The 23,855-nt window shown below is 38.4% G+C and carries 17 protein-coding genes; 11 read left to right on the top strand and 6 right to left on the bottom strand.

What is annotated here, in order from left to right:
- The first annotated feature begins 317 nt into the window (after positions 1-317).
- From wecB to AB2N10_RS12245, 11 genes are all read left to right on the top strand, one after another.
- A complete protein-coding gene (wecB, locus tag AB2N10_RS12195; RefSeq protein WP_354622653.1) occupies positions 318-1,451 on the top strand; it encodes a non-hydrolyzing UDP-N-acetylglucosamine 2-epimerase in 1,134 nt (377 codons plus the stop codon).
- A 26-nt stretch (positions 1,452-1,477) separates the two neighbouring features.
- Complete coding sequence (gene wecC, locus AB2N10_RS12200) at positions 1,478-2,764, top strand: UDP-N-acetyl-D-mannosamine dehydrogenase (protein ID WP_354622654.1); 1,287 nt, start codon at positions 1,478-1,480, stop codon at positions 2,762-2,764.
- Positions 2,765-2,922: 158 nt separating this feature from the next.
- Positions 2,923-5,007, top strand: a complete 2,085-nt coding sequence (gene prsK / locus AB2N10_RS12205) for an XrtA/PEP-CTERM system histidine kinase PrsK (RefSeq protein WP_369433906.1) — start codon at positions 2,923-2,925, stop codon at positions 5,005-5,007.
- Between the two features lie 47 nt (positions 5,008-5,054).
- Complete coding sequence (locus tag AB2N10_RS12210; RefSeq protein WP_354622656.1) at positions 5,055-5,666, top strand: XrtA/PEP-CTERM system exopolysaccharide export protein; 612 nt, start codon at positions 5,055-5,057, stop codon at positions 5,664-5,666.
- A 2-nt stretch (positions 5,667-5,668) separates the two neighbouring features.
- The gene (locus AB2N10_RS12215; protein WP_354622657.1) at positions 5,669-7,234 is read left to right on the top strand and encodes an XrtA system polysaccharide chain length determinant; all 1,566 of its coding nucleotides are present in this window, start codon (positions 5,669-5,671) and stop codon (positions 7,232-7,234) included.
- Positions 7,231-7,992 carry an AAA family ATPase gene (locus AB2N10_RS12220; protein ID WP_354622658.1) on the top strand — a complete coding sequence of 254 codons (762 nt, stop codon included), beginning with the start codon at positions 7,231-7,233 and terminating at the stop codon, positions 7,990-7,992. Before AB2N10_RS12215 ends, AB2N10_RS12220 begins: the two co-directional genes overlap by 4 nt.
- An 8-nt stretch (positions 7,993-8,000) precedes the next feature.
- Entirely contained in the window at positions 8,001-9,290 is a 1,290-nt protein-coding gene (locus AB2N10_RS12225) for a hypothetical protein (RefSeq protein ID WP_354622659.1), read from the top strand.
- Positions 9,291-9,316: 26 nt separating this feature from the next.
- The gene (gene prsR / locus AB2N10_RS12230; RefSeq protein WP_369433907.1) at positions 9,317-10,672 is read left to right on the top strand and encodes a PEP-CTERM-box response regulator transcription factor; all 1,356 of its coding nucleotides are present in this window, start codon (positions 9,317-9,319) and stop codon (positions 10,670-10,672) included.
- Positions 10,673-10,713: 41 nt separating this feature from the next.
- Positions 10,714-13,353 (top strand): tetratricopeptide repeat protein, encoded by a 2,640-nt coding sequence (locus tag AB2N10_RS12235; RefSeq protein WP_354622660.1) that lies wholly within the window; start codon positions 10,714-10,716, stop codon positions 13,351-13,353.
- Positions 13,354-13,727: 374 nt separating this feature from the next.
- Positions 13,728-14,243: a PEP-CTERM sorting domain-containing protein gene (locus tag AB2N10_RS12240; RefSeq protein ID WP_354622661.1), complete on the top strand. Its 516-nt coding sequence runs from the start codon at positions 13,728-13,730 to the stop codon at positions 14,241-14,243.
- Positions 14,244-14,436: 193 nt separating this feature from the next.
- A complete protein-coding gene (locus tag AB2N10_RS12245) occupies positions 14,437-15,468 on the top strand; it encodes a hypothetical protein (protein ID WP_354622662.1) in 1,032 nt (343 codons plus the stop codon).
- A 74-nt stretch (positions 15,469-15,542) separates the two neighbouring features.
- Here the strand turns inward: AB2N10_RS12245 and pyrE are convergent, their stop codons facing one another.
- From pyrE to typA, 6 genes are all read right to left on the bottom strand, one after another.
- A complete protein-coding gene (pyrE, locus tag AB2N10_RS12250) occupies positions 15,543-16,184 on the bottom strand; it encodes an orotate phosphoribosyltransferase (protein WP_354622663.1) in 642 nt (213 codons plus the stop codon).
- Between the two features lie 4 nt (positions 16,185-16,188).
- Complete coding sequence (gene rph / locus AB2N10_RS12255) at positions 16,189-16,908, bottom strand: ribonuclease PH (protein WP_354622664.1); 720 nt, start codon at positions 16,906-16,908, stop codon at positions 16,189-16,191.
- Between the two features lie 146 nt (positions 16,909-17,054).
- Positions 17,055-19,961 (bottom strand): insulinase family protein, encoded by a 2,907-nt coding sequence (locus AB2N10_RS12260; RefSeq protein ID WP_369433908.1) that lies wholly within the window; start codon positions 19,959-19,961, stop codon positions 17,055-17,057.
- A gap of 89 nt (positions 19,962-20,050) precedes the next feature.
- The gene (gene dtd / locus AB2N10_RS12265; RefSeq protein WP_354622666.1) at positions 20,051-20,488 is read right to left on the bottom strand and encodes a D-aminoacyl-tRNA deacylase; all 438 of its coding nucleotides are present in this window, start codon (positions 20,486-20,488) and stop codon (positions 20,051-20,053) included.
- The gene (locus tag AB2N10_RS12270; protein ID WP_354622667.1) at positions 20,485-21,345 is read right to left on the bottom strand and encodes a virulence factor BrkB family protein; all 861 of its coding nucleotides are present in this window, start codon (positions 21,343-21,345) and stop codon (positions 20,485-20,487) included. The genes dtd and AB2N10_RS12270 overlap by 4 nt, the downstream gene beginning before the upstream one ends.
- 345 nt (positions 21,346-21,690) lie before the next feature.
- Complete coding sequence (gene typA / locus AB2N10_RS12275; RefSeq protein WP_369433909.1) at positions 21,691-23,514, bottom strand: translational GTPase TypA; 1,824 nt, start codon at positions 23,512-23,514, stop codon at positions 21,691-21,693.
- Positions 23,515-23,855: the final 341 nt, after the last annotated feature.

A 23,855-nucleotide genomic window follows, 5' to 3' on the forward strand; every position in this document is an offset into this window, starting at 1 on the left:
ATACCGTTTCACTTATCATGATAAAAAATATAACACATTTATATCAACAAGATAATTGAAGTTTTCTCCTCACTAAGGTTTAATATACAGATAATTTTTCACAAATATGTAATGATTAGCTACATTCTTTTTATAAAATAGTATTTTCTATGACCAAGGTAGAAATATAATTGTTTGTCGATCTATAAATGGAAGATTATTTGGTATACTACTCCAATGTTACCTTTAGGTAATGAAAATGTTTAGCAAATGTTAACAATAATTAGTTCATTACCATCATTAAGGTTTATAATGCAAACGATAATATTGAGCAAATTATGGCTATAAAAGTATTAACTATTTTTGGTACCCGACCAGAAGCCATAAAAATGGCCCCCCTTGTTGATGCATTGAGTAAAGATACAGAATTTGAAAGTAAAGTCTGTGTTACCGCTCAACATAGAGAGATGCTTGATCAAGTTCTCGAGTTGTTTAGCATCACACCAGATTATGACCTTAACATTATGAAAGCGGGTCAATCTCTATCGGATATCACAAGCAAGATTTTACTTGGTCTCGCCCCTATTATGAGCGAGTTTAAACCCCAAATGGTCTTAGTCCATGGGGATACCTCCACCACATTATCAGCTGCATTAGCTGCGTTTTATCAGCAAATCCCTGTCGGTCATGTTGAAGCGGGTTTACGTACTTACAATTTAAACTCCCCTTGGCCAGAAGAGGGAAACCGTAAACTAACCGGTGCTATTACCGAACTTCATTTTGCACCAACAGTAAGCTCCCAAGCTAATCTACTCAATGAAGGAATCGCGACTGAGAAGATTGCCGTGACGGGTAATACCGTAATCGATGCATTAATGATGGTCACTGACAAACTCAACAATAATGCCCAATTAACAGACTCTCTCGCGACTCAGTTTCCACAATTAGAGGCCGATAAAAAACTGATTTTGGTAACGGGACATAGAAGAGAAAGTTTTGGTAATGGGTTTGAACGAATCTGCGAAGCATTAGCCGAAGTTGCCAGTAAACATGCAGAGATACAAATTGTATATCCCGTGCACCTTAATCCGAATGTCAGAGAGCCTGTGAACAGAATTTTGCACGGGCACAGTAATATACATTTAATTGAACCGCTAGATTACCTTCCTTTCGTCTACTTAATGAATAAATCTTATTTAATTTTGACCGACTCAGGTGGTATTCAAGAAGAGGCCCCAAGCTTAGGAAAACCGGTATTAGTCATGCGTGATGTAACAGAGCGTCCAGAAGCGGTCATGGCCGGTACGGTTCAATTGGTGGGTACCGATAAACAAAAAATCGTCTCTAACATTGACCATTTATTACAAGATCAACTCCTTTACAGTAAAATGAGTAAAGCCCATAACCCCTATGGAGATGGGCACGCTTGTAAACATATACTCGAAAAAATAAAGCAACATTTCAGCAATTAATAGATTATCTAAGGACAGTTAATCGTATGGATAGTGTAATAAGTAACGTTAAAGTACCGACTTCAACATTCAAAAAAGTTTCCGTTATTGGCCTCGGTTATATAGGCCTACCAACGGCGGCGATTATCGCTTCTAGGGGCGTGGAAGTGGTAGGCGTAGAAGTCAATCAGACCGCGGTAGAGACCATTAATGCGGGAAAAATACATATTGTTGAGCCTGACTTAGATATTGTTGTTCGTAGTGTGGTTTCGACGAATAGCTTAAGAGCAGTTACCATTGCCGAGCCAGCAGATGCATTTATCGTTGCCGTCCCGACCCCCTTCATTCATAGTAATGACGATAGCCATCAACCCGACCTTAGTTACATAAAGTCCGCAGCAAATACTATCGCTCCCGTATTAGAAAAGGGAAATTTGGTTATTCTAGAATCGACATCTCCAGTGGGTACAACGGAAAAACTCGCCGCTTGGCTTGCAGAGGCGCGTCCCGATTTATCGTTTCCACAGGATAAGGAAGATGATGCCGACATTAAAATCGCTTATTGTCCTGAACGAGTCTTACCTGGACATGTATTGCAAGAGCTTGTCTCTAATGATCGCGTTATTGGTGGCATGAGTAAAACCTGCAGCGATCTAGCCGTAGAGTTGTACCGCATTTTTGTTCGCGGAGAGTGCATTATCACTAATGCTCGCACCGCTGAAATGGCAAAATTAACTGAAAACTCTTTTCGAGATGTCAATATCGCTTTTGCGAATGAACTGTCAGTAATAAGTGATAAGTTAAAGATCAACGTTTGGGAGTTAATCGCACTGGCGAACCGCCACCCTCGCGTGAACATTTTAAATCCAGGCCCAGGCGTAGGTGGACATTGTATCGCCGTTGATCCTTGGTTTATTGTTGATAGCTGTCCAGAAGAGGCCCAGCTGATTAGACAAGCGCGCTTAACCAATGATCACAAACCACACTATGTCGTAAAACAAGTTATACAGGCAGCAGATGAATTCAAGCGCCCAGTTATTGCCTGCCTTGGCTTATCATTCAAAGCCGATATTGACGATTTACGAGAAAGCCCTGCATTACAAATCGTTGAACAATTAATGGAAAAAAATATCGGGCAACTACTCGCTGTAGAGCCAAATATCAAATCATTACCTCAATACTTACAAACTGCAGGCGTCAAATTTGCCACATTAAAAAGCGCATTAGAGGAAGCCAATGTGATTGTAATACTTGTTGATCACCACGAATTTAAGACTGCAGATAAAACGCAATTTGCAACTAAAGTAGTTATTGATACACGAGGAATACTATAAACCATTTAAAAAGTCCGTTACTTAAATAACTAATTGTATTAAATAATACTGCTAACTTTAATCAAGGTAAAAATAGAGAGTTTGCGATTATATCCGTCAGTAACACTGATGTTACTGACGCTAGCTCATATATTTACGACGGGATGGTAAACTCGCTTATGATGGATTATTACTCAAAGCTAACACTATACAGCTACTTAATCGCCTGTGTCGAAATTGCATTGGCGTTGACGGCTCTCATAAAGATAGAAAATATAAAAATAAAACTGAGTTTTTCTCTCCTAGCCATTTTCACCGCTATTTGGCATGTTAGCTTAACTAATAATCCCTTTTACACCATTCCCACTAGTTATCAATTCCAACTACTTGAAATACTGCGTTACATGGCTTGGTCCTTTGTACTTATATATCTACTGATGTATGCACAAAAAAAACGCCTTCCATTATACTGGTCAATTTTATTATATGGATCAATAGCAATCGCTTGTGCGCTATGGGTGAGTGGGATAGACAATGAATTAGCCCCATTATTGCATTTAAAATCATGGCTATATATAAAAATAGTTCTCTGTTTAGCCACCATTGTTATTGCTGAACAACTGTTTAGATATAAACACGCTAGTCGCGTTGGTAAATTAGTCGCGCTAATCGCTATCACACTGCTCTCCTATGACATGTTGGTTTTCTGCAATTTATTGCTATTTAGTTATGAAAATCAGAATCTTTGGTACGCAAGGGGATTCATTAGTTCCGCTACTTCATTGATCCTGGCTTTATCGATTATTATCTATCCTTTCCATCAGCGTCAGGATAACAAATTTCAATTTTCACGGTCGATCATCATTTTTAACACCAGCTTTATATTGGCCGGCATTTTCTTGATTTTCATGTCCTTACTCGGGATTGTAGTTAGGTTTTTTAATGTAGAGTGGGCTGCGGTGATACAAATCCTGCTATATGTTATGGCACTATTTGCAATCGCAGCACTTTCATGCATGGAGCGATTTCGCGAGCTAGTTACCGTTTGGGTCAGTAAAAATTTCTTTAATAAGAAATATGACTATCAAAAACAATGGATTGATTTAGATGCACTGCTTTCACAAAAACGTAAGGATAACAACGGCTATGAAATAGCATTAGCTACGATAACCACGCTATTCAAATGTAAAAGTGGTGGGATTTGGCTTAAAGGGCCACAATTTTATTCCCCAATCGCATTAAAGAACTTTCAATTACCTGCTTCACGAGCGATTGAAGTGAATAATAGCCAATTTATTGAATTAATGGCTGCAGATGAATGGGTCTTTCAGGCTCCTCGATATACGGGTAAACATGACTCATTTAATAACAAATATTTACCCAAATGGTTTGTCGATACAAAAGATGCTTGGGTAATCGTCCCTTTAAATACACATGAAGGGCTAATTGGCTTTGCAGTATTATGTAAGGAGACGATAAATTCATCCTTAACTTGGGAAGATTTAGACATATTAAAATTAACTGGGCGACAAATTGCGAGTTATATTAGCAACCATCAAGCATCAGAAAAATTAATTCAAAATCAGCAATTTGATCTGTTTAACAAAATAACCGCTTTTGCCGTTCACGATATAAAAAACCTTATTGCACAGCAGAGTTTAATGATTAAAAATGCAGAGAAGTTCAAGTCTCACCCTGATTTTCTTAACGATGTCATATTAACAATCTCCAACTCAGTTGAAAAAATGGATCAGCTATTGGTAAAACTACAGGGTAACCCACATGGAAAACTAGAGTCTGTCAATGTCAACGAACTCTTACAAAATGCCATTGACATGAATGCATCTCATCTCCCCATACCAGCACTAGCTATAGATGGGCCAAATGCCTTTGTCATGGCAGATAAGGATAAGTTACAAATGGCACTCTACCATTTGATTAAAAATGCTCAAGACGCCACTCCGGATGATGGGCGCATTACGATAAAATTGAGCAGTGAAAGCCAGGCACTATGGTTAGAAGTCAAGGATAGCGGTTGCGGCATGGACAAAACCTTTATTAAAGAGCAATTATTCAAACCCTTTTCTAGTACTAAACAAGATCAAGGAATGGGAATCGGCGCATATCAGATTCGAGAACTGATCCACTCATTGCAAGGAGAGGTTTTTGTTGATAGTGTTGTGGGGAAAGGCACAAAATTCACAATTTATTTACCCTTAAATGGCGCTGAAAAAAAAACAGATGAACTACACTTACAAAAATAACTAGCCAGTAAATGGCTCAAATTAATGGAATTAATTGAGAGGATAATATGGAAAAAATATTACTGTTAATGCTAAGCCTTTGTTTAATAACAAGCTGTTCCACATCATTAGAAGCCCCTAAAGAAAATACAATAGAAGCTGACATTGAAACAGTAGAATACCGAATCGGGGTGGCAGATCAACTATATGTTAATGTGTGGCAGAATCCAGACTTGTCATTAAGCGTACCAGTTCGACCCGATGGCCGTATTTCAGTTCCCCTTGTTGGTGACGAAAAAGCCGTGGGTCTCTCCGCAGAAGAGTTAGCCGCACAGTTAAAAACAAAACTTAATAAGTTCATCCGCAACCCAGAAGTTACGGTCATTGTCACCTCCCCCGTAAGCGCTGAATTTTTGTCGCGAGTACGTATTACAGGGGCCGTTCAAGCACCACTTTCAATTCCATACAGACAAGGTATGACCGTGCTTGATCTGTTATTACAAGCGGGTAGCTTAACCCCCTTTGCGAACGGAGATAAAGCCGTTTTATATCGCAAAACTAAGGGGGGTACAAAACGCTACGCAATACAACTCAACAGCATAATCAAAAATGGTGATATAACCACCAACTACGAGCTACGCCCTTCAGATATTATTATTGTCCCAGAGAGTGTTTTTTAAAAATGGAAATTAATGAAATATTCAAATATATAGCGGTACTGTGGCGAGAAATATCCCTTCGTAAATTTAAAGCGATATTTCTCATTACCTTAATAAGCTTTGCCATCCTCGCTGCAGGTATATTTAAACCCTCAGAGTATAATAGTGAAGTCACTATTTTCGCTGATACGCAAAATGTCATCAAACCGTTGCTGGGTAAGCAAACATCGGTCACGAACGTAAAACAGAATAGAACCGATCAAGTTCGCGACGTTATATACTCCCCCAGACAATTAAATAAAGTCATAGACCGAGTGTATGGCAAAAGCATTTACCCAACAGCAGCAAGTCGTGAAAAAAAACTGACCGAATTAAGACAAAAATTACAAGTTGAAGGCATGTCAGGTAATTATATTAAAATTTCCTATTCTGATAATAATGCCGATATGACCTTTAGATTACTTAACGAAGTGGTTTTATTATTCGTTGAGGACAGCGCAAACACTAAGCGAGATGAAAGTCGCAGCGCCTATAACTTTATAGAACAGCAAGTAGCAAGTTACAAAGAGCAATTATTACTGGCAGAAGAAAAATTAAAAACGTTCAAATCAACCCATTTAGATGGCACAGAGGCGGAAGTTGAGGCTCGCATCTCTGATTTACGTAATGAGATTGAACATTTAAAAATTGAAGAAATGGAAAGTCTTACACGAATATCTTCCTTACAAAAGCAGTTGCGCTCGCAGGATAAGTTTTCTGCAAATGACTATGAAGCATCTCTGTATCACGCTCGACTAAAAGAGCGCCAACAATATCTAAATAATTTACTGCTCACCTATAAAGACGATTACCCTGAAGTGCTCGAGGTACGTTATCAAATAAGTGACATCAAAAAAAATATCAATGACTTACAAAACAGAGAAACAACCACCACCAATGGAAATAACGAATTCAACCCTCTGTATCAAGAACTTAGCAGTAAACTTGCAACGGCTCAAGTGGCTCACAATACCATTCAAAACCGACTTTCAGCCTTTAAGAAATTACTCGATGAGGCCTATGAGCGACGCAAACGAATTGCTAACAATCAAGCCGAATTGGCTGAGTTAAATAGGGATAACACGGTTATCAAAGCGTTATATGAAGATATGCTTGCCAATAAAGAGAAGGCCCGCCTATCAATGGTGCTCGATATCGAAGGACAAGGTGTTAACTATAAAATTCAAGAGCCAGCAAGCTACCCAACAGTGCCTTCGGGACCAAGGTTTCTACACTTTGTGGCTGCGGGTCCTTTCATCGGCATTTTATTTCTGATTGCAATATTTATAGCAAAAATATTATTGGATAATAAAATTCGTTTTGCTTCTCAACTTGCTGTTTTTACAAACACTCCTCTTCTGGTTACGATTAAGCACAGCCTGAACCACTCGGAAAGAAAAAAGAAGCGCATTAATAATATCGCTTTATTCATTTATATGCTTTTTGCAATGACATTTTATATAACGATTGCTGTAGCACATAAATATGATGTACCAATCAGGGAGCTATTTACGCCATTATATAGCCAATTAATGGAGATGATTAAATGACAGTTAAAAATTCAAATTTACAGTTCTCTGATGTAAATGAACCCCCCATTACAGCAATTGCTATGAAAAACGATAGCCGTAAACAAATTCGTAATATGAATGATGAATGGCTATTAACACCAACGGAACTTGATGAACTTAAAATTATTTATCCTGGCTGCCAAGATGATAAATCAATCAATGATTATCGAGAGTTGCGCACTAAGCTATTAAAAATATCAAATAACGAAAATTTTGTCTGCATGGTATCGGGTATTAACAAAGGTGCAGGCACTACCCATATTGCCGTTAATTTAGCGGCAAGTATCGCTCTGGATCACAGTAAAACAGCGTTAATCATTGATTGCAACAGCTACTCACCAGCACTGAATGATTATTTAAAAGAAACACCAGAACTCGGTTTATCCAATTTTCTCGAAGAAGAAACTGATGAAATAGAAGATATTATCTACCCATCTGGGATCAGACGCATCAGGATCATACCAGCGGGTGTAAGAACTGAACATGCGGCAGAAAATTTTTCATCGGAGAAGATGGAGCAATTTATTGCCATGGCGAAAAAACGCTATCCAGACCGCTACATTATCCTAGACACCCCCCCAATTGGGCACTATGCGGAGAGTCAAATATTAGCCTCCATCTGTGATATGGCGATTCTAGTGGTGGGCTATGGTCAAGTAAGCACATCTCAAGTGCAAATGGGTATCGACTTAATTAGTAGTGATAAACTGGCAGGCATTATTCTTAACAATAAGTGATAGTATTTATGAATATTAATAAAGTATCTGTTAAAACTCGTCCTATTCTATTCGGGTATCTACTTCTGAGCCAAGCAACCGTGTACGCAGTTGAGGATGGGGATAGTAGAAGCAAGTTCATAGAGATGGGAGCAGGGTATCGGTATAGCACAAATATTTACAAGACATCAGCTAATGAAAAGAACAGTTCTACGCCAACTGCAGATATTGCCGTAGGCTATGAACAACAACAAAATAATAATGAAATTGCACTAAATTATTATGCCGAATACGCTAATGAAAGTGCCAATCGATTAAAAAACAATAGTTATTGGACGGGAAGTGCCCATATTAAGCAGCGGCTATTTAGTGATAATTTACAGTTTAACCTAACTCACACTCGGCAACGCTATATCGTTAATCAAAGTGAGCCTAATCTTGATAGTAACCAAGATGAGCGAGATTTTCTTAATGTCGGATTACAATGGTTTATTCGCTATTCTCAACGAAGTTCAATCATCCTAGGTGCCTCCCATAGTGAAACCTGGTTCAATGGCGGTAACACAAGTGACAGCAACAGCAATAAAGGACAAGTAAGCTGGCAATATTTGCTTGCAGATCAGTCCAAACTCGAATTAAGCTACTCTGCAAGCAAAAATAAGTTTGATGATTTCGATAACAGCTATAACGAACATAATGCCGATGTTCGCTTAACACGCGAGTATGTTTTAGGTGTTTATTCATTAAATGCAGGTAAAACATGGGTTGATGGCTCACAACAAAATTACAATGGCGCGCACTATGGTTTTACTATAAATGCACTTTTAAGGGGTCACCTATTATCATTAATAACAGCGAGGGAGTTAACTAATTCATCCGTACAAGCCGGGGAAGATGATGAATTAGACTTCTCCCAAAACCAACTATTTTGGCGTACCCGTGCAGCACTTGTAGATAAATATGCAATGTTTGACGACAAGCTAATCAGTAATATCCGTCTATATTTCGACCATGATAATGAGGTTGCAACGATAAATTCAGGAGACACAAAAGATAAAAACCGCTATGGCGCAAAAGGACAATTAACATGGGTAATGACTGAAAAACTCAGTTCGAGTCTACTCGCAGATCACAACCAATCAGATTTATCGGAAGGTGGTAAGAGAAAATTTACCCAGTTTGAAGTATCCAGCAAATATAATATAACTGACTCATTATACGTACAATTTTCTGCATCTCATGAAGAACAAGGAAAAACACCTAAGTACGATGGTTATAACGAAGAAATTTTTGCAACCCGAATCGCAGTAAGATACTAATATAAAAATAATATAAGGGAATAATTTTGCACAAAAACAATGCTCAAACATTATTAATTGTAGAGGATGATATTGGGCTGCAAACGCAATTAAAGTGGCATTTTTCTGACTATAATGTCGTTGTCGCTGCTAATTTAGAAGATGCGATTGTCGCCATTCGCTTGCATGAACCCCAAGTAATGGTTCAGGATTTAGGCCTGCCACCTGATCCCGATGGCGTCTCTGAAGGCTTTGCCCTCTTGCAACAAGCGTTGCAAATAAACCCATACATGAAGTTAATTGTTATGACAGGTAACGATTGTAATGATCACGCCCTTAAAGCCGTTAGCCTTGGTGCCTATGATTTCTACAGCAAACCCGTCAACCCTGCAACGTTAGAACTCATTGTACAAAGGGCTTTCCATATGCATCAACTCGAGTCTAAAAATAGAGCCTTTCAACTATGTCAAAGTAGTAACCTTGAAGGCCTAATTACAGGCGACGATAGAATGCTTAAAGTATGCAAATTAATTGAAAAAGTTGCCCCGACCAATGCAGCCTGCTTGTTACTTGGAGAAAGTGGTACGGGTAAAGAAGTATTAGCAAAATCACTCCATACATTAAGTCCCCGCACTGAAAAACCATTTGTCGCCATCAATTGTGCAGCATTACCTGAGAACCTATTTGAAAGTGAGTTATTTGGTTATGAAAAAGGCGCATTTACTGGTGCGGTAAAAAGTACCGCAGGTAAGTTTGAACTCGCTGATGGAGGTACCGTATTTCTTGATGAAATAGGTGAAATGCCATTGCAACTACAGGCAAAATTGCTGCGTTTCCTACAAGAAAAGGTAATCGAGCGTGTTGGTGGTCGTAAATTGATTTATTTGGATACACGTATTGTTTGCGCAACCAATAGAAATTTAGAAGAGATGATGGCCAGTGGTGACTTTCGTGAAGATCTCTACTATCGAATTGCCGAGATACAAATAGACATCCCTCCTCTAAGGGAAAGAAGCAGCGATAAGGTATTGTTAGCTCGCTATCTATTGAAAAAATATGCACAAAAGGAAAACCTTAAAATTATCGGCTTTACAGAGGAAGCCATTAGTGCAATTGAAGAATACTCTTGGCCTGGAAACATACGTGAACTGAGTAATAAAGTCACTCGGGCTGCGATTATGTGCGAACAAAAATATATTAATGCGGAAGATTTAGGCTTAAAAGCGGTTGATAGCTCTCCCCTAAACTTAAAAGTGGTAAGGGACAGTGCTGAAATACATGCCTTAAAAACCACCCTTAGTGCAACGGGAAACAATGTCTCAGCAGCAGCTAAGTTACTCGGCATCACGCGTCCGACATTATATGATTTGATAAAAAAACATAATATCAATGTAAATGACTAACTCACTCTATTCATCGCTAATTAAACTGGAAATCTATAAAAATGAAAATGACATGGATAAAGATTAAGGCAATAAAAACCTTGGCAATAGTTGCTTTTAGCTGTGTAGGGCTAGTCGCCTGCGGTGAACCAGAAGAAGCGCAAAAAAACACGAATCCAGATGCTTATATCAAACAGGGTCAGGCCTATTTAGCGATGCACCAATATAAAGCGGCATTTAGTGCTGCTAATGATGCAATCAAAATAAGCCCAGATAAACTTGAAAGTTATCTCATATTGGCTGAAATACATCAACAATCAGGACGGCCGCAAGAGAGTATAAAATCGCTCGAAAAATTTACTGGTGTAAAAAATGCTGAATATTATTTTGCATTGATAGATGCCTATCAACAATCTCAAAAATTATTATCAGCACAGCATCTCATTGAACAACAGCAGCAAATATTGTCAACTCAAGCGCAACGCCTACAATTCGTTGAGGCAGAGCAATTGCTCTACAGCAACCAGTTCAGCGAAGCACAAGATGCATTTACAACCTTACTTAACAACCCTGAATACAAAATACCAAGCATGTTAGCACTAGCCAAAATTGAAGCATTTTCTAACAATATTACAGCGAGTAATAAATGGCTTGATGAAATAATAGAATTAGATGTAAAAAATACCGATGCCTTGTATCTAAAAAGTATGCTGTATATTAAAGTCGGCGACCTCAACAATGCTGAAAAATACCTTTCCGATACTTTAACAACACTGCCTTCTTCCGATATTTTCACTAATCAAAGAATTCAGATAATTCAGAATTTATCAGCGGTATTAACACAGCAAGGAAGAAGCGCTGAAGCGATGGTATACTCGCGCATTTTATCAGATGAATTTCCAGGTGCAGAATCTCTTTCCATGCAATACAACAGAGCACTTGAATTATTTGAAAAACAAGATTTTCTAGCCGCAAAAAAAATATTAGAAGAAATTCAAAGCAGTCATCCTGCCCATAAACAAGCCTCTACATTATTAAGTTTAATTTTATATAGTGAAGGAGATCTAAAACGTGCCGAAGAGTTACTCAGTGAAGTCGTTGATCCTGAAACCTCTTCAGAAAAACTTACCGAGCTCCTCGTCACAACACAACTACAGCAAAACAAGTCTGCAGCGGTACTAAATCTACTTGATAACACCCCAGAAGAAAATAGAAATAGCGACATGTGGGTGCTTTACGGTAGTGCTGCAATCCAAGAACGAGATTTCACGAAAGCATTGACGGCTTTAAAAAAAGCCCAAGAACTTGATGCTAAGTCAATAAATGTCGCTCTCTATGAAAACTATTACTACAACAATTTAGCAGAGCCCCAATCCGAAAAAGGGCTACAAGCAATAAGCAGCGCTTTATCAATTCATCCTGAAGCCGTTAAATTACAAATTGCATATATCAAACAACTGTTAAAGCTCGATAAAAAAGCTGAAGCTGATAACTATGTTACCGACCTAACCCAAAAATATAGTAGCAATAGCCAAACCCAATTAGTTGTTGCACATTACTATCTAGCAGAGCAAAAACTTGATCAAGCAAAAGAAGTTTTAGAAAAAATATTGCTCTTCGAAGAAGATAATCTACAAGCACTCTATGGCATAGCGCGGGTAAATGAACTGCAGCAATACTGGCAAATTAATTTAACAAATTATAAAAAAATAATTGGTTATTACCCCCTTGAAATAAATGCTTATCATGATCTAGTTATTACTTTACTTCGCTTACAAAAGGATCCACTACAAGCCAAAGCGTATCTTCCTGACAATTATCAACCTAATTTACTCGCATTAGCATTAGCTTATTTAACGTTACAACAAAATAAACTGGAACTGGCGAAGCACTATGCGCTGGAGGCTGAAAATGGTTTACCAAATAAGTATCAAGTTAACTTAGCCTCCTTAACATTACAAATAAAATTAATTGAAGCTCAAACGGCATTTACCACCGGTGATTACCCAACAGCCAGGAAAATGGTCATCGAGGCTTTGGTACAAAATCCCAAAGATATTCGTCTATTAAGCCTTTTAACCTATACTGAAATTCAATCTAAAGAGTACAACGAAGCTAAGAAAATTATTGACCAAATAGCAACTTTATTACCCAATGCCCCCTTATCTACGTTACTTGCATCTGAGCTACAAGTCGCACAGGGAAACTCAGAGAAAGCCACTGAGCTATTGCAAACCTATTGGCAAAAGCACAAAGATGATCAAGTTGCAGATAAGATATATCAACAATTACGACTTAAAAATCCAGCAACAGCAGAATTATTCCTAGATGAGTGGTTGGATGATTCACCTGATAGCATTATGGCATTACGTTACAAAGCGCTACAATTGCAAATGCACAACAAAACCACACAAGCACTTGTTTTTTATGAGAAAGTATTATCAAAAACAACAAATGACATTACTAGCCTTAATAACGCAGCCTGGTTATATTTTGAACAAAACGACCCCAAAGCACTCTCACTTGCAGAAAAGGCATATAAACTTGCTCCAAATAATGGCGCTATTTTGGATACATATGGCTGGATTTTATTTAATACCAAGGACAAGGCCTCGGGTAAAAAACTGATAGAGCAAGCATCAAAATTGTTACCCGATGATGTAAGCATTAAAGAACATTTAAGCGCGATTAATCAAGAATAGCTTATATCTATAGAGCATAGCACTGTAATGGCTACAAATAACATTACAGTGCTTTTTTATAAAAGCAAAAAGTCACTTAAACCACACGAGGATTAGACTATACGTCATATTAATCCATTCAATTTTACATAATAGAAATTCCCCTCCAAAACGCAATCATCAAAAAGCCTTTTATACAAAATCTTATAATGATAGGAATTTATATAAAATGTCGAAAAAATATACATGTCGCAATGTGTTCAACATTACAATTCATTATAAGCAACTGATAAATAAAAATATAAAAGAAATGGCCTGCTATATGCTTAACTCAAATAGGCAACCACAACAATATATTCGAGTTAGCCTTTAAACCACTACATAAGGAGAATAAGATGAAAAAATTTCTTTCACTATTATCTATTGCGTTAGTTCTTTTATTTACTGCGAGTAGCGCTTCAGCAATGCTTATTCAAGGTGAGATAAGTTTTACAGGTAATGCAACAACGACTGCTGCTGGAGGGGTAGTTACCTCTGTCGACTTCGGCACTTTTAATGTCGATGTAATAAAAGGCAACTTTATACCTTACGTTAGTACAGGGGCTGTTGCAACATTCACAGACCTCGCAACTGTCGCCGCTACAAATAGCTTATGGACAGCAGGAGGCTTTACTTTCGATCTTAACAACGTGCTTTACAACTCTGTTGACTATGGCGCAGCCGTTATTGCAGGAACAGGATTTATTTCAGGCAATGGCTATGACTCAACCGCTTTCAAATGGTTATTTACGAGTCAAGTTGGTGAATCAAAAACTTTCTCTGCGACAGTAGTTCCTGCTCCAGCAGGTGCAGCATTACTTGGTTTAGCTATCTTGGGATTTGGTTTAACTCGTCGCAATAAAAGAGCATAAGGTAACAAAGAATAACAAAATAAAGCGCTACGCTGCTAAATTTTCAGACCCATAAATATATTGCTTATTTATGGGTTTTTTATTCTACATAAAATCTACAACTCATAGATCACGCACATAAAATTAGCCTCTTACTCAGCAACATGAATTACGTTATGATGATATTGCCTCCTTCTTGAAATGGACTATATGAATGGAAAATAAGAAAACGAAGTTCTTGCTCAGTTTAGATTATGAGCTTTTTTTCGGTAATAAAAGTGGTAGTGTAGAAAACTGCATGATTAAGCCAACTGAGCAATTATTAACACTGTTGGATAACTATAACTACAAAGTAAGCCTATTTGTTGATGCGGGTTTTTTACTTAAATTGAAACAGTATGCAACTGACTTCCCTCAGCTAGCCCTACAATATTCCTCAATAAAAAAACAGCTTCTTGCACTTTCTGCAAATGGTCACGATATACAACTTCACATTCACCCACATTGGCAAGATAGCATCTATGATGGAACAGGATGGATTATTAATACACAACGCTATCGCTTACACGATTTTAGCCCATTAGAGGTGAATGAGATAGTACAAAACTATAAACAAGAGCTTGAATCCTGTACTGAACAAGAGATATTTGCCTTTAGAGCAGGCGGTTGGTGTTTACAGCCATTTGCACAGATTAAGCAAGCATTGCAAGCTAATCAAATTTGGCTAGATAGCACCGTTTTTAACCAAGGTCATTCCGATGATCCGACACGTTGGTTCAATTTTAAAAATGCGCCTAAACAAGCTTACTGGCATTTCAGTGATGATCCAGTACACCCTAATAAGGATGGTTATTTTACAGAAATCCCCATTAGCGCAACGAAAACATCTCCCTTATTTTTTTGGAAGTTAGCATTACGTAAGAAATTATCTCGTGGTATTTTTGACAGCTTTGGTGATGGGCAAGCAATGATTGCCAATCGCAGTTATTATATTGAACGTTTAACTAAAACAACCTATGGGCCAGTGATGGTTGATGGTTCAAAGGCAGGGCAATTAGAGAAGGCATATCAGGACCATCTAAAATCAGCGGATCATGACAACATTTTTAATGTCATGGGACATCCAAAAAGTTTATGCCCCTACTCGTTGGTCAAATTAAAACACTTTATAGAAAAACATCATAATGAAATGAGATCTATTACCTATCAGGACCTTAAGCATTTAAAGCGTAATATAGTCAAATAAGACAGCCCCCTGAATATAGGTTTACCATGTTCAGGGGGAGAAAACACACAGTCAGCAAAGATAATTGCGTATCGTTAAATTCCGTATGCTAAGCGATAGGCTTTAACTGACTCAAGGTGCTCATGCATATCTGGTTGCGCTTCTAAATAGGTAATGAGGTCTGATAACTGCACGATAGATATCACCGTTGCACCATAATCACGTTCAACTTCTTGAATAGCCGATAATTCAGCCTTACCTTTTTCTTGACGATCCAACGCAATTAACACGCCAGCTAGCTGTGCATGGTGAGCTTGGATAATATCCATCGATTCACGAATGGCTGTGCCCGCGGTAATAACATCATCTACCAGCATGATTTTACCTTGCAACTCAGAGCCAACTAAACTCCCCCCTTCACCATGTGTTTTAGCTTCCTTACGGTTAAAACAATATGGTATATCTAAATCATAACCATCCGCTAATGCAACTGCCGTGGTTGTTGCAATTGGAATACCTTTGTAGGCTGGCCCAAAAAGGAGGTCGTAATCAATTCCAGAATCCATTAATGCTGCCGCGTAAAATCGCCCTAAGCGGGCCAAATCTCGCCCAGTATTAAATAATCCCGCATTAAAAAAGTAGGGGCTTATACGACCAGATTTTAGGGTAAATTGACCAAATTTAAGCACCTCTTTTTCAAGTGCAAATTCAATAAACTCTTTCTGATAATCTTTCATATTACTACTCCGCGCTTAATGCTTTTTTCTGCTCGTTAATTAATTTATTAATGCCACCTTCCGCAAGGCTCAACATCGCTAATAACTCCTGATGGCTAAAGGCGCCATTTTCAGCGGTACCTTGAATCTCAATCATACCACCGCTATCGGTCATCACGACATTCATATCTGTTTCTGCATTGGAATCTTCAGCATAATCTAAATCACAGACAGCTGTTCCTTGGTAAATACCCACTGACACAGCTGCAATCATCTGTTTTAAAGGGCTTTTTTTCAGTTTACCCGCAGCCACCATCCAATTTAATGCATCGACCAGTGCAACACATGCCCCAGTGATAGAAGCTGTGCGCGTGCCACCATCGGCCTGTATAACATCACAATCAACAGTGATCATGTTTTCACCCAGTGCATTTAAATCAACAGCGGCCCGTAATGAACGAGCAATGAGGCGTTGAATTTCTAAAGTACGCCCACCTTGCTTTCCTTTTGCCGCTTCACGCATATTGCGAGTATGTGTCGCACGGGGCAGCATTGCATATTCGGCAGTTACCCATCCTTTACCCTTTCCCTTTAAAAATGGCGGGACAGAATCACTGACACTGGCATTACATAATACTTTTGTATTGCCAACCTCAATTAACACTGAGCCTTCGGCATAATCGGTATAATTACGGGTAATTTTAATATCACGGTTTTGCTCTGGAGTTCGGTTGCTAGGACGCATAAATCAATCAGCCTTATTAAAAAAAGAAGGCGCATTATATACCGATTCGCCTTCAAGATGCGAATTCAGTGAAATGCGCCAACTTATACCAATCGGAATAAAGAGTGCCGATATGCGAGGCATTGATTACAGTAACAACTTGCTCTTTATTTATCTCGATTAGCTACCCGCTTTGGTAAATTATCGACATCTGTAATTTTCACTTCATTAGGCAACGACAAGAATGGAAGCTCTTTATATTTCGTTCCCTGTACTTGTACGATAATTTGCTGACTGTTCTTACCCTGCAAAAATACTTTTTGATAAAATTCCTGCACGGCTTGCAAAGAGATACTCTGCAGAGTTTTAATATAAAGTGGTTTATGATTAACATCCGCTTTGATACTCAACCATTCATTCATTAAATAATCAAACTCTGCGGCAATATTATTCGGTTTTGCTAAATAATTAGCGACATGAGCTTGCTTAATTGTATTAAATTTTTCTGTACTTATTTCATTTAATTGCTGAGAAAATTTATTTAAAAAGGCATCAAAACGGTCATAGAGCTGCGCATTACTTAGCACCGGCGTTTGTGTGAATAAGCCGAAGGCAACGCTATCATTAACCGGAAAAGAAGCACTAAAGGGTGAATAGGTTAACTGTTCTTGAGTGCGAATTTGGTCATAAAATGCAGGACGCAATAATTGGTTTAATAACTCTGCGGTTGCTAAGGATGCATCGTCCTGGAAATCGGTGAGATAAATAGAAGCAAGCGCATCATCTTCCATGGGCGAAGTAAGCGTATAATTTAAGGGGCCTTGCACAAGATTCGCCTGTAAACGGTCAATCACATAGAATGGTACAGATTGAATCTTGACCAGTTGCTCTATGTCATGGAATAACGCAAGTACTTGCTTACTACTCAGGTTCCCTAACGCAAGTAAGCGCACGCTTGAAGTGCTAAATAATTGCTTAATGAAGAGCGACATATCATCCACAGTTATCACTGCTAGTGCATTTTTTAATGTTTCATCGGACCATGTCGGTTGACGTACAACATCACGAAATCCTGCCATCGCCAAATCCATTGCTTTAGATTTACTCTTATTATTAAGTCGGCGCTCCATCTCTTGTTTCGCCTGAGTAAGTGATTGCTCACTAAACTCTGACTTTTTAATCTCTTGCAAGACAGTTAATAGCAACTTATCCTGCTTATCACTATAACCACTGGTATTGATGACCATTCCATTACTATTATTAATAGAAAAATTTAAGCCAGCTTCCTGTGTAATAAAGTTCAATTCCGCAAAATTTTTATTCAATAAATTAAGTAGTAAGCTCATCATCACACGATTATTTGCGCTTTGATCGGCAATATCATTATTAAGCTGCAACTTTAAAATAGCTTTAGGCTCATCCAAATACTGACTTTGCTGATACCACAACGAAGCGCCGGGTTTATTAATCAACTGCTGTGCAACCTCAGTCTGCTCATTATTAACAAGTGATAAATTTTCAGGTAACCACAAGTTACTACTTGGTAATTTTAAATGAATATTTTTTGCATCCGCTAGCCAAGCTTGTTGAGTTTCAACCGATACCTGTTGCAGTGCATATTTTCCTTGATAATGAGGGATTTGAAGCTCCCCTTTTACACTCGGGCTTACTTCAAAAATGCGGCTATTCTGTGGGGTCAAATAGGTTAATAGTTGGGTAATAAATTCACTATTAAAGGCATCAAGTCGATAGGGGAAGAACAAAATATCTTTATATGGGTAAATCTGCATGTTCGCCGATAACGCCATGACATAATCAAAGCCTGAGTATTTATTTAAAAATTGAAAACGTGTACTTAAACTTTGCTGCTGTTGTTCATACTGTAAGCTATTTATCCCCTTATTTTTAATCAGGTCAATAAATGCAAATAATGTCGCCATGATTTTATCTTGCTGCTCAACACCTTTACCGGTGAGTTTAAACTGCATACTCAGTTGTGAGTATTGCTCACTATATGTACTATAGAATCCCGACATCACCGACTCAACTAAAGCCTGCTTTTGCAAGGTATCTGACAACCCTCCTTGATGGTCAGAGCCTAACAAACGACTAATATACCCACCCGGTTGATACATATATTCATCTTTGACGCTCGGTAATAAAAAATTCACCTGCAGCATTTTAATATCGGCAGTGGGCTTCATAGAAACTTTAATCGCCAACTGCTCCTTTGTTAACAAAGGGGTCGCAATAACAGGTTTGCTAACCTTTTTGTTAGGTATTTGCGTCAAATATAAACTGGCAACCTGCTCCAACTGTTTTATCGTCCTGGGGCCAGTGATAGCAACCTTCATTAAATTAGCGGAATAGTAACGGTTAAAAAAACGGACCAATTCATCCTGTAATTTACTATTGGATTTGTCCACTAACGTGGTTAAATCGCCCGTGCTAAAACGTGCCATTGGATGGTCAGGATTAAGTGTAAAACGCTGCAAAGCATAAAGCTTACGCATATCATTATCAAAATAGGTTTTGTGCTCTGCATTCACGGTATGGCGTTCTTTATCGGCATATTTCTCATCGAGTAAAGGCGCTCTCATCACATCGCCTAATCTATCAAGCGCCTCACCTAAATAGTCATCATTCACTTCAAAGCCATATACCGTGCTATCTTGTGACGTATAAGCATTCGTATAACCACCGTGCTGATTCATAAATTCGCTATATTCATTAATCGTAGGGTAACGTTCTGAGCCAAGGAATAGCATATGCTCTAAATAATGCGCTAAACCTAACTGCAATTCTGGATTATGCATACTACCAACGGGCACAGATAAAGAAGCGGAGCTGTTCTCTAAATCAGGATCAGAAACGAGCAAAACCTCAAGGTCATTGCTTAAACGAATGACTTTATATTCACGCGTATCATTGGGGCTTTTTATAATATGGTTATCTAACGGGGTAAATGAAGGCATCGCTAACTCAGTGTTTGGGGTGGCATTTGCCAATGGGATAAATGAAACAAGGCACAGCAAAGAGGCTGTGAGCAGATATATCGAGCTAATACGCGGCATTATTTTTATCTCAAGTGATGTGAATATATATGACAAGCTAATGTGCGATAAGTTTAACAAAAAAATAAATAATACCAATGACTATGGAATTAAAGTTGCAGCCAAAATGTCATCGGGCCATCATTGCAAGATGATACTTGCATATCTGCGGCAAACTCTCCCGTTTCAACATGGCTTCCTAATAGGCGGCATTGTTCAATAAAGAGTAGATATAGCCTTAATGCTTCATCGGGTTCAGCAGCATGACTAAAGCCAGGACGATTTCCCTTACGTGTGTCCGCAGCTAAAGTAAATTGTGATACCACTAATAGATCCCCTCCCGCTTGCTGAACATTCAAATTACTTTTACCCTCTTGATCGGCAAAAATACGTTGCGCTAAGACCCGCTCTGCCAAACGTCTACATTTTTTATCGTCATCGCCCTTCTCAACGGCTAAATAAACGAGTAAACCATTTTTTATTTCGCCAACAGTACTATTAGCAACTTCAACTTTAGCTTGAGTCACCCGTTGTAAAAGTACAATCATCCATTATCCTTTGAAAACCTATCCGTTTGATGCAAAAACTCTTCTAAAGTTGCCGTTACTTCTGCCCCAATTAAAATAATTAACCAGACAAAGTAAATCCAAACAAACAGAATAGGGATAACCGCTAATGCACCATAGATTAACTGCTGCGTTGGGAAGTGGGTAATATACAAACTAAAAAGATCCGTTGCCAAATGAAATAATAACGAAGTTAAAAAACCACCAATTAAGGCATAACGAAACCGCACCCGTTGATGGGGAACCAAAGTATACACGCCTGCGAAAGCGAGCCAGGCAAAAATAAAGGGCATGAAACTTAAAATTTTCTGACCAATGGATAGATACCCCTCTTCTTGGAAAATAGTAAAAAGGTAAGAACTAAGTGCAATGCTACCACCAATGATAATCGGACCTAGACTCAGAATGGTCCAATAGATAGTGAAAGCCTGTACATAGGAACGTTTATTATTACAGCGCCAAATCCGATTTATCGTTTGGTCAATGGTTGAGATCAATAACAGTGCAATGACGATTAACGAAGCGATGCCCATCATGCTCATTTTTTTGGTATTTTCGATAAAACCACCCATATGATCCTTAATTGCAGCCCCGGATGTCGGAACAAAATTGTTATAAATAAGGTCTTCAATGATGGTATGTAATTTTGCAAACATCGGAAAAGCAGAAAGCATATAAAAGATCACAGCAAGAAAAGGCACTAATGAAAGCAGTGTCACATAGGCAAGATGCCCTGCTGGTACTTTAATATTATCTTGTTGGCAACGATGCCATAAAAAAACAAGATAGGCGTAGCTGCTTTTACTTTTGTTAATTAACGCTTCTTTATCAAATTGCACGATAACCATCCTTGGGTTTCAATATCTAACTATTTTATAACTATACTCGCTACCAATGTAAATGCAAAAATCGATCATAATACCAATCGGATTAAGTATGTGATCTAAATTTTGTGCAGGAAAAATGGCTTAATTTGAGGCGTAAGTTGACGTAAATGGTTTCTCCCTTTACGAAACTTACAACAAAAAAGTAAGTTATTTTAACCAGCAAAATAGAGCAGCTATTTACTCCGATTGGTATAAGCTTTGTCCTAGGAGAGCGTGTGATAATCGGGGGTAGCAACGAACAACCAAAAAAAAAGGCCTTACCTAAGTAAGACCTCAATTAATCAGTAAGTTAACTAATTAACCTTTAGCTGGACGAGCCGCACGTTTACGTTCATTTTCAGTAAGAAGTTTCTTACGAATACGAATGCTTTTTGGCGTCACTTCCACTAACTCATCGACATCAATAAACTCAAGCGCCTGCTCAAGTGTTAATATTATTGCAGGTGATAAAGTTTGCGCTTCATCTGTACCCGATGCACGTACGTTAGTTAGCTGTTTACCACGGATACAGTTAACTGTTAAATCGTTAGCACGGTTATGAATACCAATAATTTGACCTTCATAAACCTCTGTACCATGTCCTAGGAATAGGCGGCCACGATCCTGTAAGAAGAACAGAGAATAAGTAACAGCTTTACCCGTTTGATTACAAACTAATACACCATTTTGACGCTGGCCAATTGTACCGCCTTTGTGTGGGCCGTAATGGTCAAAGCTATGGTATAAAAGACCAGAGCCTGAAGTTAATGTCATAAACTCAGTTTGGAAACCAATTAAACCACGGCTTGGGATCATAAAGTCTAAACGAACACGTCCTTTGCCATCTGGTGTCATATTCGTTAGTTCCGCTTTACGAATACCTAACTGTTCCATAACACTGCCTTGATGTTGCTCTTCACAGTCAATTGTCAATGTTTCCATTGGCTCTTGTCTCTGTCCATCAACAACACGCTCAATAACCTCAGGGCGAGATACGGCTAACTCATAACCTTCACGACGCATATTTTCAATGAGGATACCTAAATGCAATTCACCACGACCAGAAACTTTAAATTTATCTGGATCTTCCGTCTCTTCTACTTTAAGCGCAACGTTGTGTACCAATTCTTTATTTAAACGATCCAAGATATTACGTGATGTAACGTATTTACCTTCTTTACCACAGAATGGAGAATTGTTTACTTGGAAAGTCATGGTAACGGTTGGTTCATCAACGCTTAATGGCGGCATCGCTTCCACATTATTTTGTGCACAGACCGTATCAGAGATTTTTAATTCACCTAAGCCACTGATAGCAATAATATCACCAGCCTGCGCAAGCTCTACATCATGGCGCTCTAGACCTAAATAACCTAATACTTGACCCACTTTACCATTACGTTTTTTACCATCTGCACCAATAACGGTAACAGGTTGGTTAACTTTCACATTACCACGGGTAATACGACCAACACCGATAACACCAACATAGGAGTTGTAGTCAAGCTGAGAGATCTGCATCTGGAAGTCACCATCACGATCTGCCGCAGGTGGTGCTACATTATCGACGATAGTTTGGAATAAATCTTCCATGCTATCTTTTTGTACATCTAACTCATCACTCGCCCAACCGTTCAATGCGGATGCGTAAATAACTTTAAAATCTAATTGCTCATCAGTTGCACCCAAATTATCAAACAGATCAAATACTTGATCCATTACCCACTCAGGACGAGCACCTGGGCGATCAACTTTATTAATAACAACGATAGGCTTGAGGCCATAGGCAAATGCTTTTTGTGTTACAAAACGGGTTTGCGGCATTGGACCATCAACGGCATCAACAATAAGACATACACTGTCTACCATTGACATGATACGTTCAACTTCACCACCGAAGTCAGCATGCCCAGGAGTATCTACGATATTGATATGGTAATCATTCCACACAATCGCTGTGTTTTTAGCAAGAATTGTAATACCACGCTCTTTTTCAAGATCGTTAGAGTCCATTATGCGTTCTTCAGAACCGCCACGTAAATCTAGTGTGCCAGACTGCTGTAAAAGTTTATCAACTAGGGTTGTTTTACCGTGGTCAACGTGAGCAATAATGGCAATATTTCTTAATTTTTCTAACGACATGATGCGCCTCAAAAGTAACTATTAATAAAAATACCAATTAAGTGAATTAAGTCATGATGAATCTATTACAGACTAAATTCATTTAATTGGTATAAACGCGCACATTGTAACCATAATTTAAAAAATAGAAAGTTTTAAGTCCGTCACAATTCATATATCCGCCCTAATACTTGCCTTTAATAATGCTTTAATCATATTTACTTACCCATTTATACTTACAGCAACAACAAAGCACCAAAATGATCCACAAAAGCACCTTGTTGGTGCAAAGATTAATGCGTTTTTCATTTACTACAGGTAAAGGTCTTGAAATTATAGCATTATATTTTTTTGGTATAATT

The organism is Psychromonas sp. MME1 (assembly GCF_041080865.1).
Taxonomy (GTDB): Bacteria; Pseudomonadota; Gammaproteobacteria; order Enterobacterales; family Psychromonadaceae; genus Psychromonas.

What these genes read in the sequence shown, in the direction of transcription:
- wecB (WP_354622653.1), top strand. Translation starts at nt 318, where the DNA reads ATGGCTATAAAAGTATTAACTATTTTTGGTACCCGACCAGAAGCCATA.
- wecC (WP_354622654.1), top strand. Translation starts at nt 1,478, where the DNA reads ATGGATAGTGTAATAAGTAACGTTAAAGTACCGACTTCAACATTCAAA.
- prsK (WP_369433906.1), top strand. Translation starts at nt 2,923, where the DNA reads ATGATGGATTATTACTCAAAGCTAACACTATACAGCTACTTAATCGCC.
- AB2N10_RS12210 (WP_354622656.1), top strand. Translation starts at nt 5,055, where the DNA reads ATGGAAAAAATATTACTGTTAATGCTAAGCCTTTGTTTAATAACAAGC.
- AB2N10_RS12215 (WP_354622657.1), top strand. Translation starts at nt 5,669, where the DNA reads ATGGAAATTAATGAAATATTCAAATATATAGCGGTACTGTGGCGAGAA.
- AB2N10_RS12220 (WP_354622658.1), top strand. Translation starts at nt 7,231, where the DNA reads ATGACAGTTAAAAATTCAAATTTACAGTTCTCTGATGTAAATGAACCC.
- AB2N10_RS12225 (WP_354622659.1), top strand. Translation starts at nt 8,001, where the DNA reads ATGAATATTAATAAAGTATCTGTTAAAACTCGTCCTATTCTATTCGGG.
- AB2N10_RS12235 (WP_354622660.1), top strand. Translation starts at nt 10,714, where the DNA reads ATGAAAATGACATGGATAAAGATTAAGGCAATAAAAACCTTGGCAATA.
- AB2N10_RS12240 (WP_354622661.1), top strand. Translation starts at nt 13,728, where the DNA reads ATGAAAAAATTTCTTTCACTATTATCTATTGCGTTAGTTCTTTTATTT.
- AB2N10_RS12245 (WP_354622662.1), top strand. Translation starts at nt 14,437, where the DNA reads ATGGAAAATAAGAAAACGAAGTTCTTGCTCAGTTTAGATTATGAGCTT.
- pyrE (WP_354622663.1), bottom strand. Translation starts at nt 16,184, where the DNA reads ATGAAAGATTATCAGAAAGAGTTTATTGAATTTGCACTTGAAAAAGAG.
- rph (WP_354622664.1), bottom strand. Translation starts at nt 16,908, where the DNA reads ATGCGTCCTAGCAACCGAACTCCAGAGCAAAACCGTGATATTAAAATT.
- AB2N10_RS12260 (WP_369433908.1), bottom strand. Translation starts at nt 19,961, where the DNA reads ATGCCGCGTATTAGCTCGATATATCTGCTCACAGCCTCTTTGCTGTGC.
- dtd (WP_354622666.1), bottom strand. Translation starts at nt 20,488, where the DNA reads ATGATTGTACTTTTACAACGGGTGACTCAAGCTAAAGTTGAAGTTGCT.
- typA (WP_369433909.1), bottom strand. Translation starts at nt 23,514, where the DNA reads ATGTCGTTAGAAAAATTAAGAAATATTGCCATTATTGCTCACGTTGAC.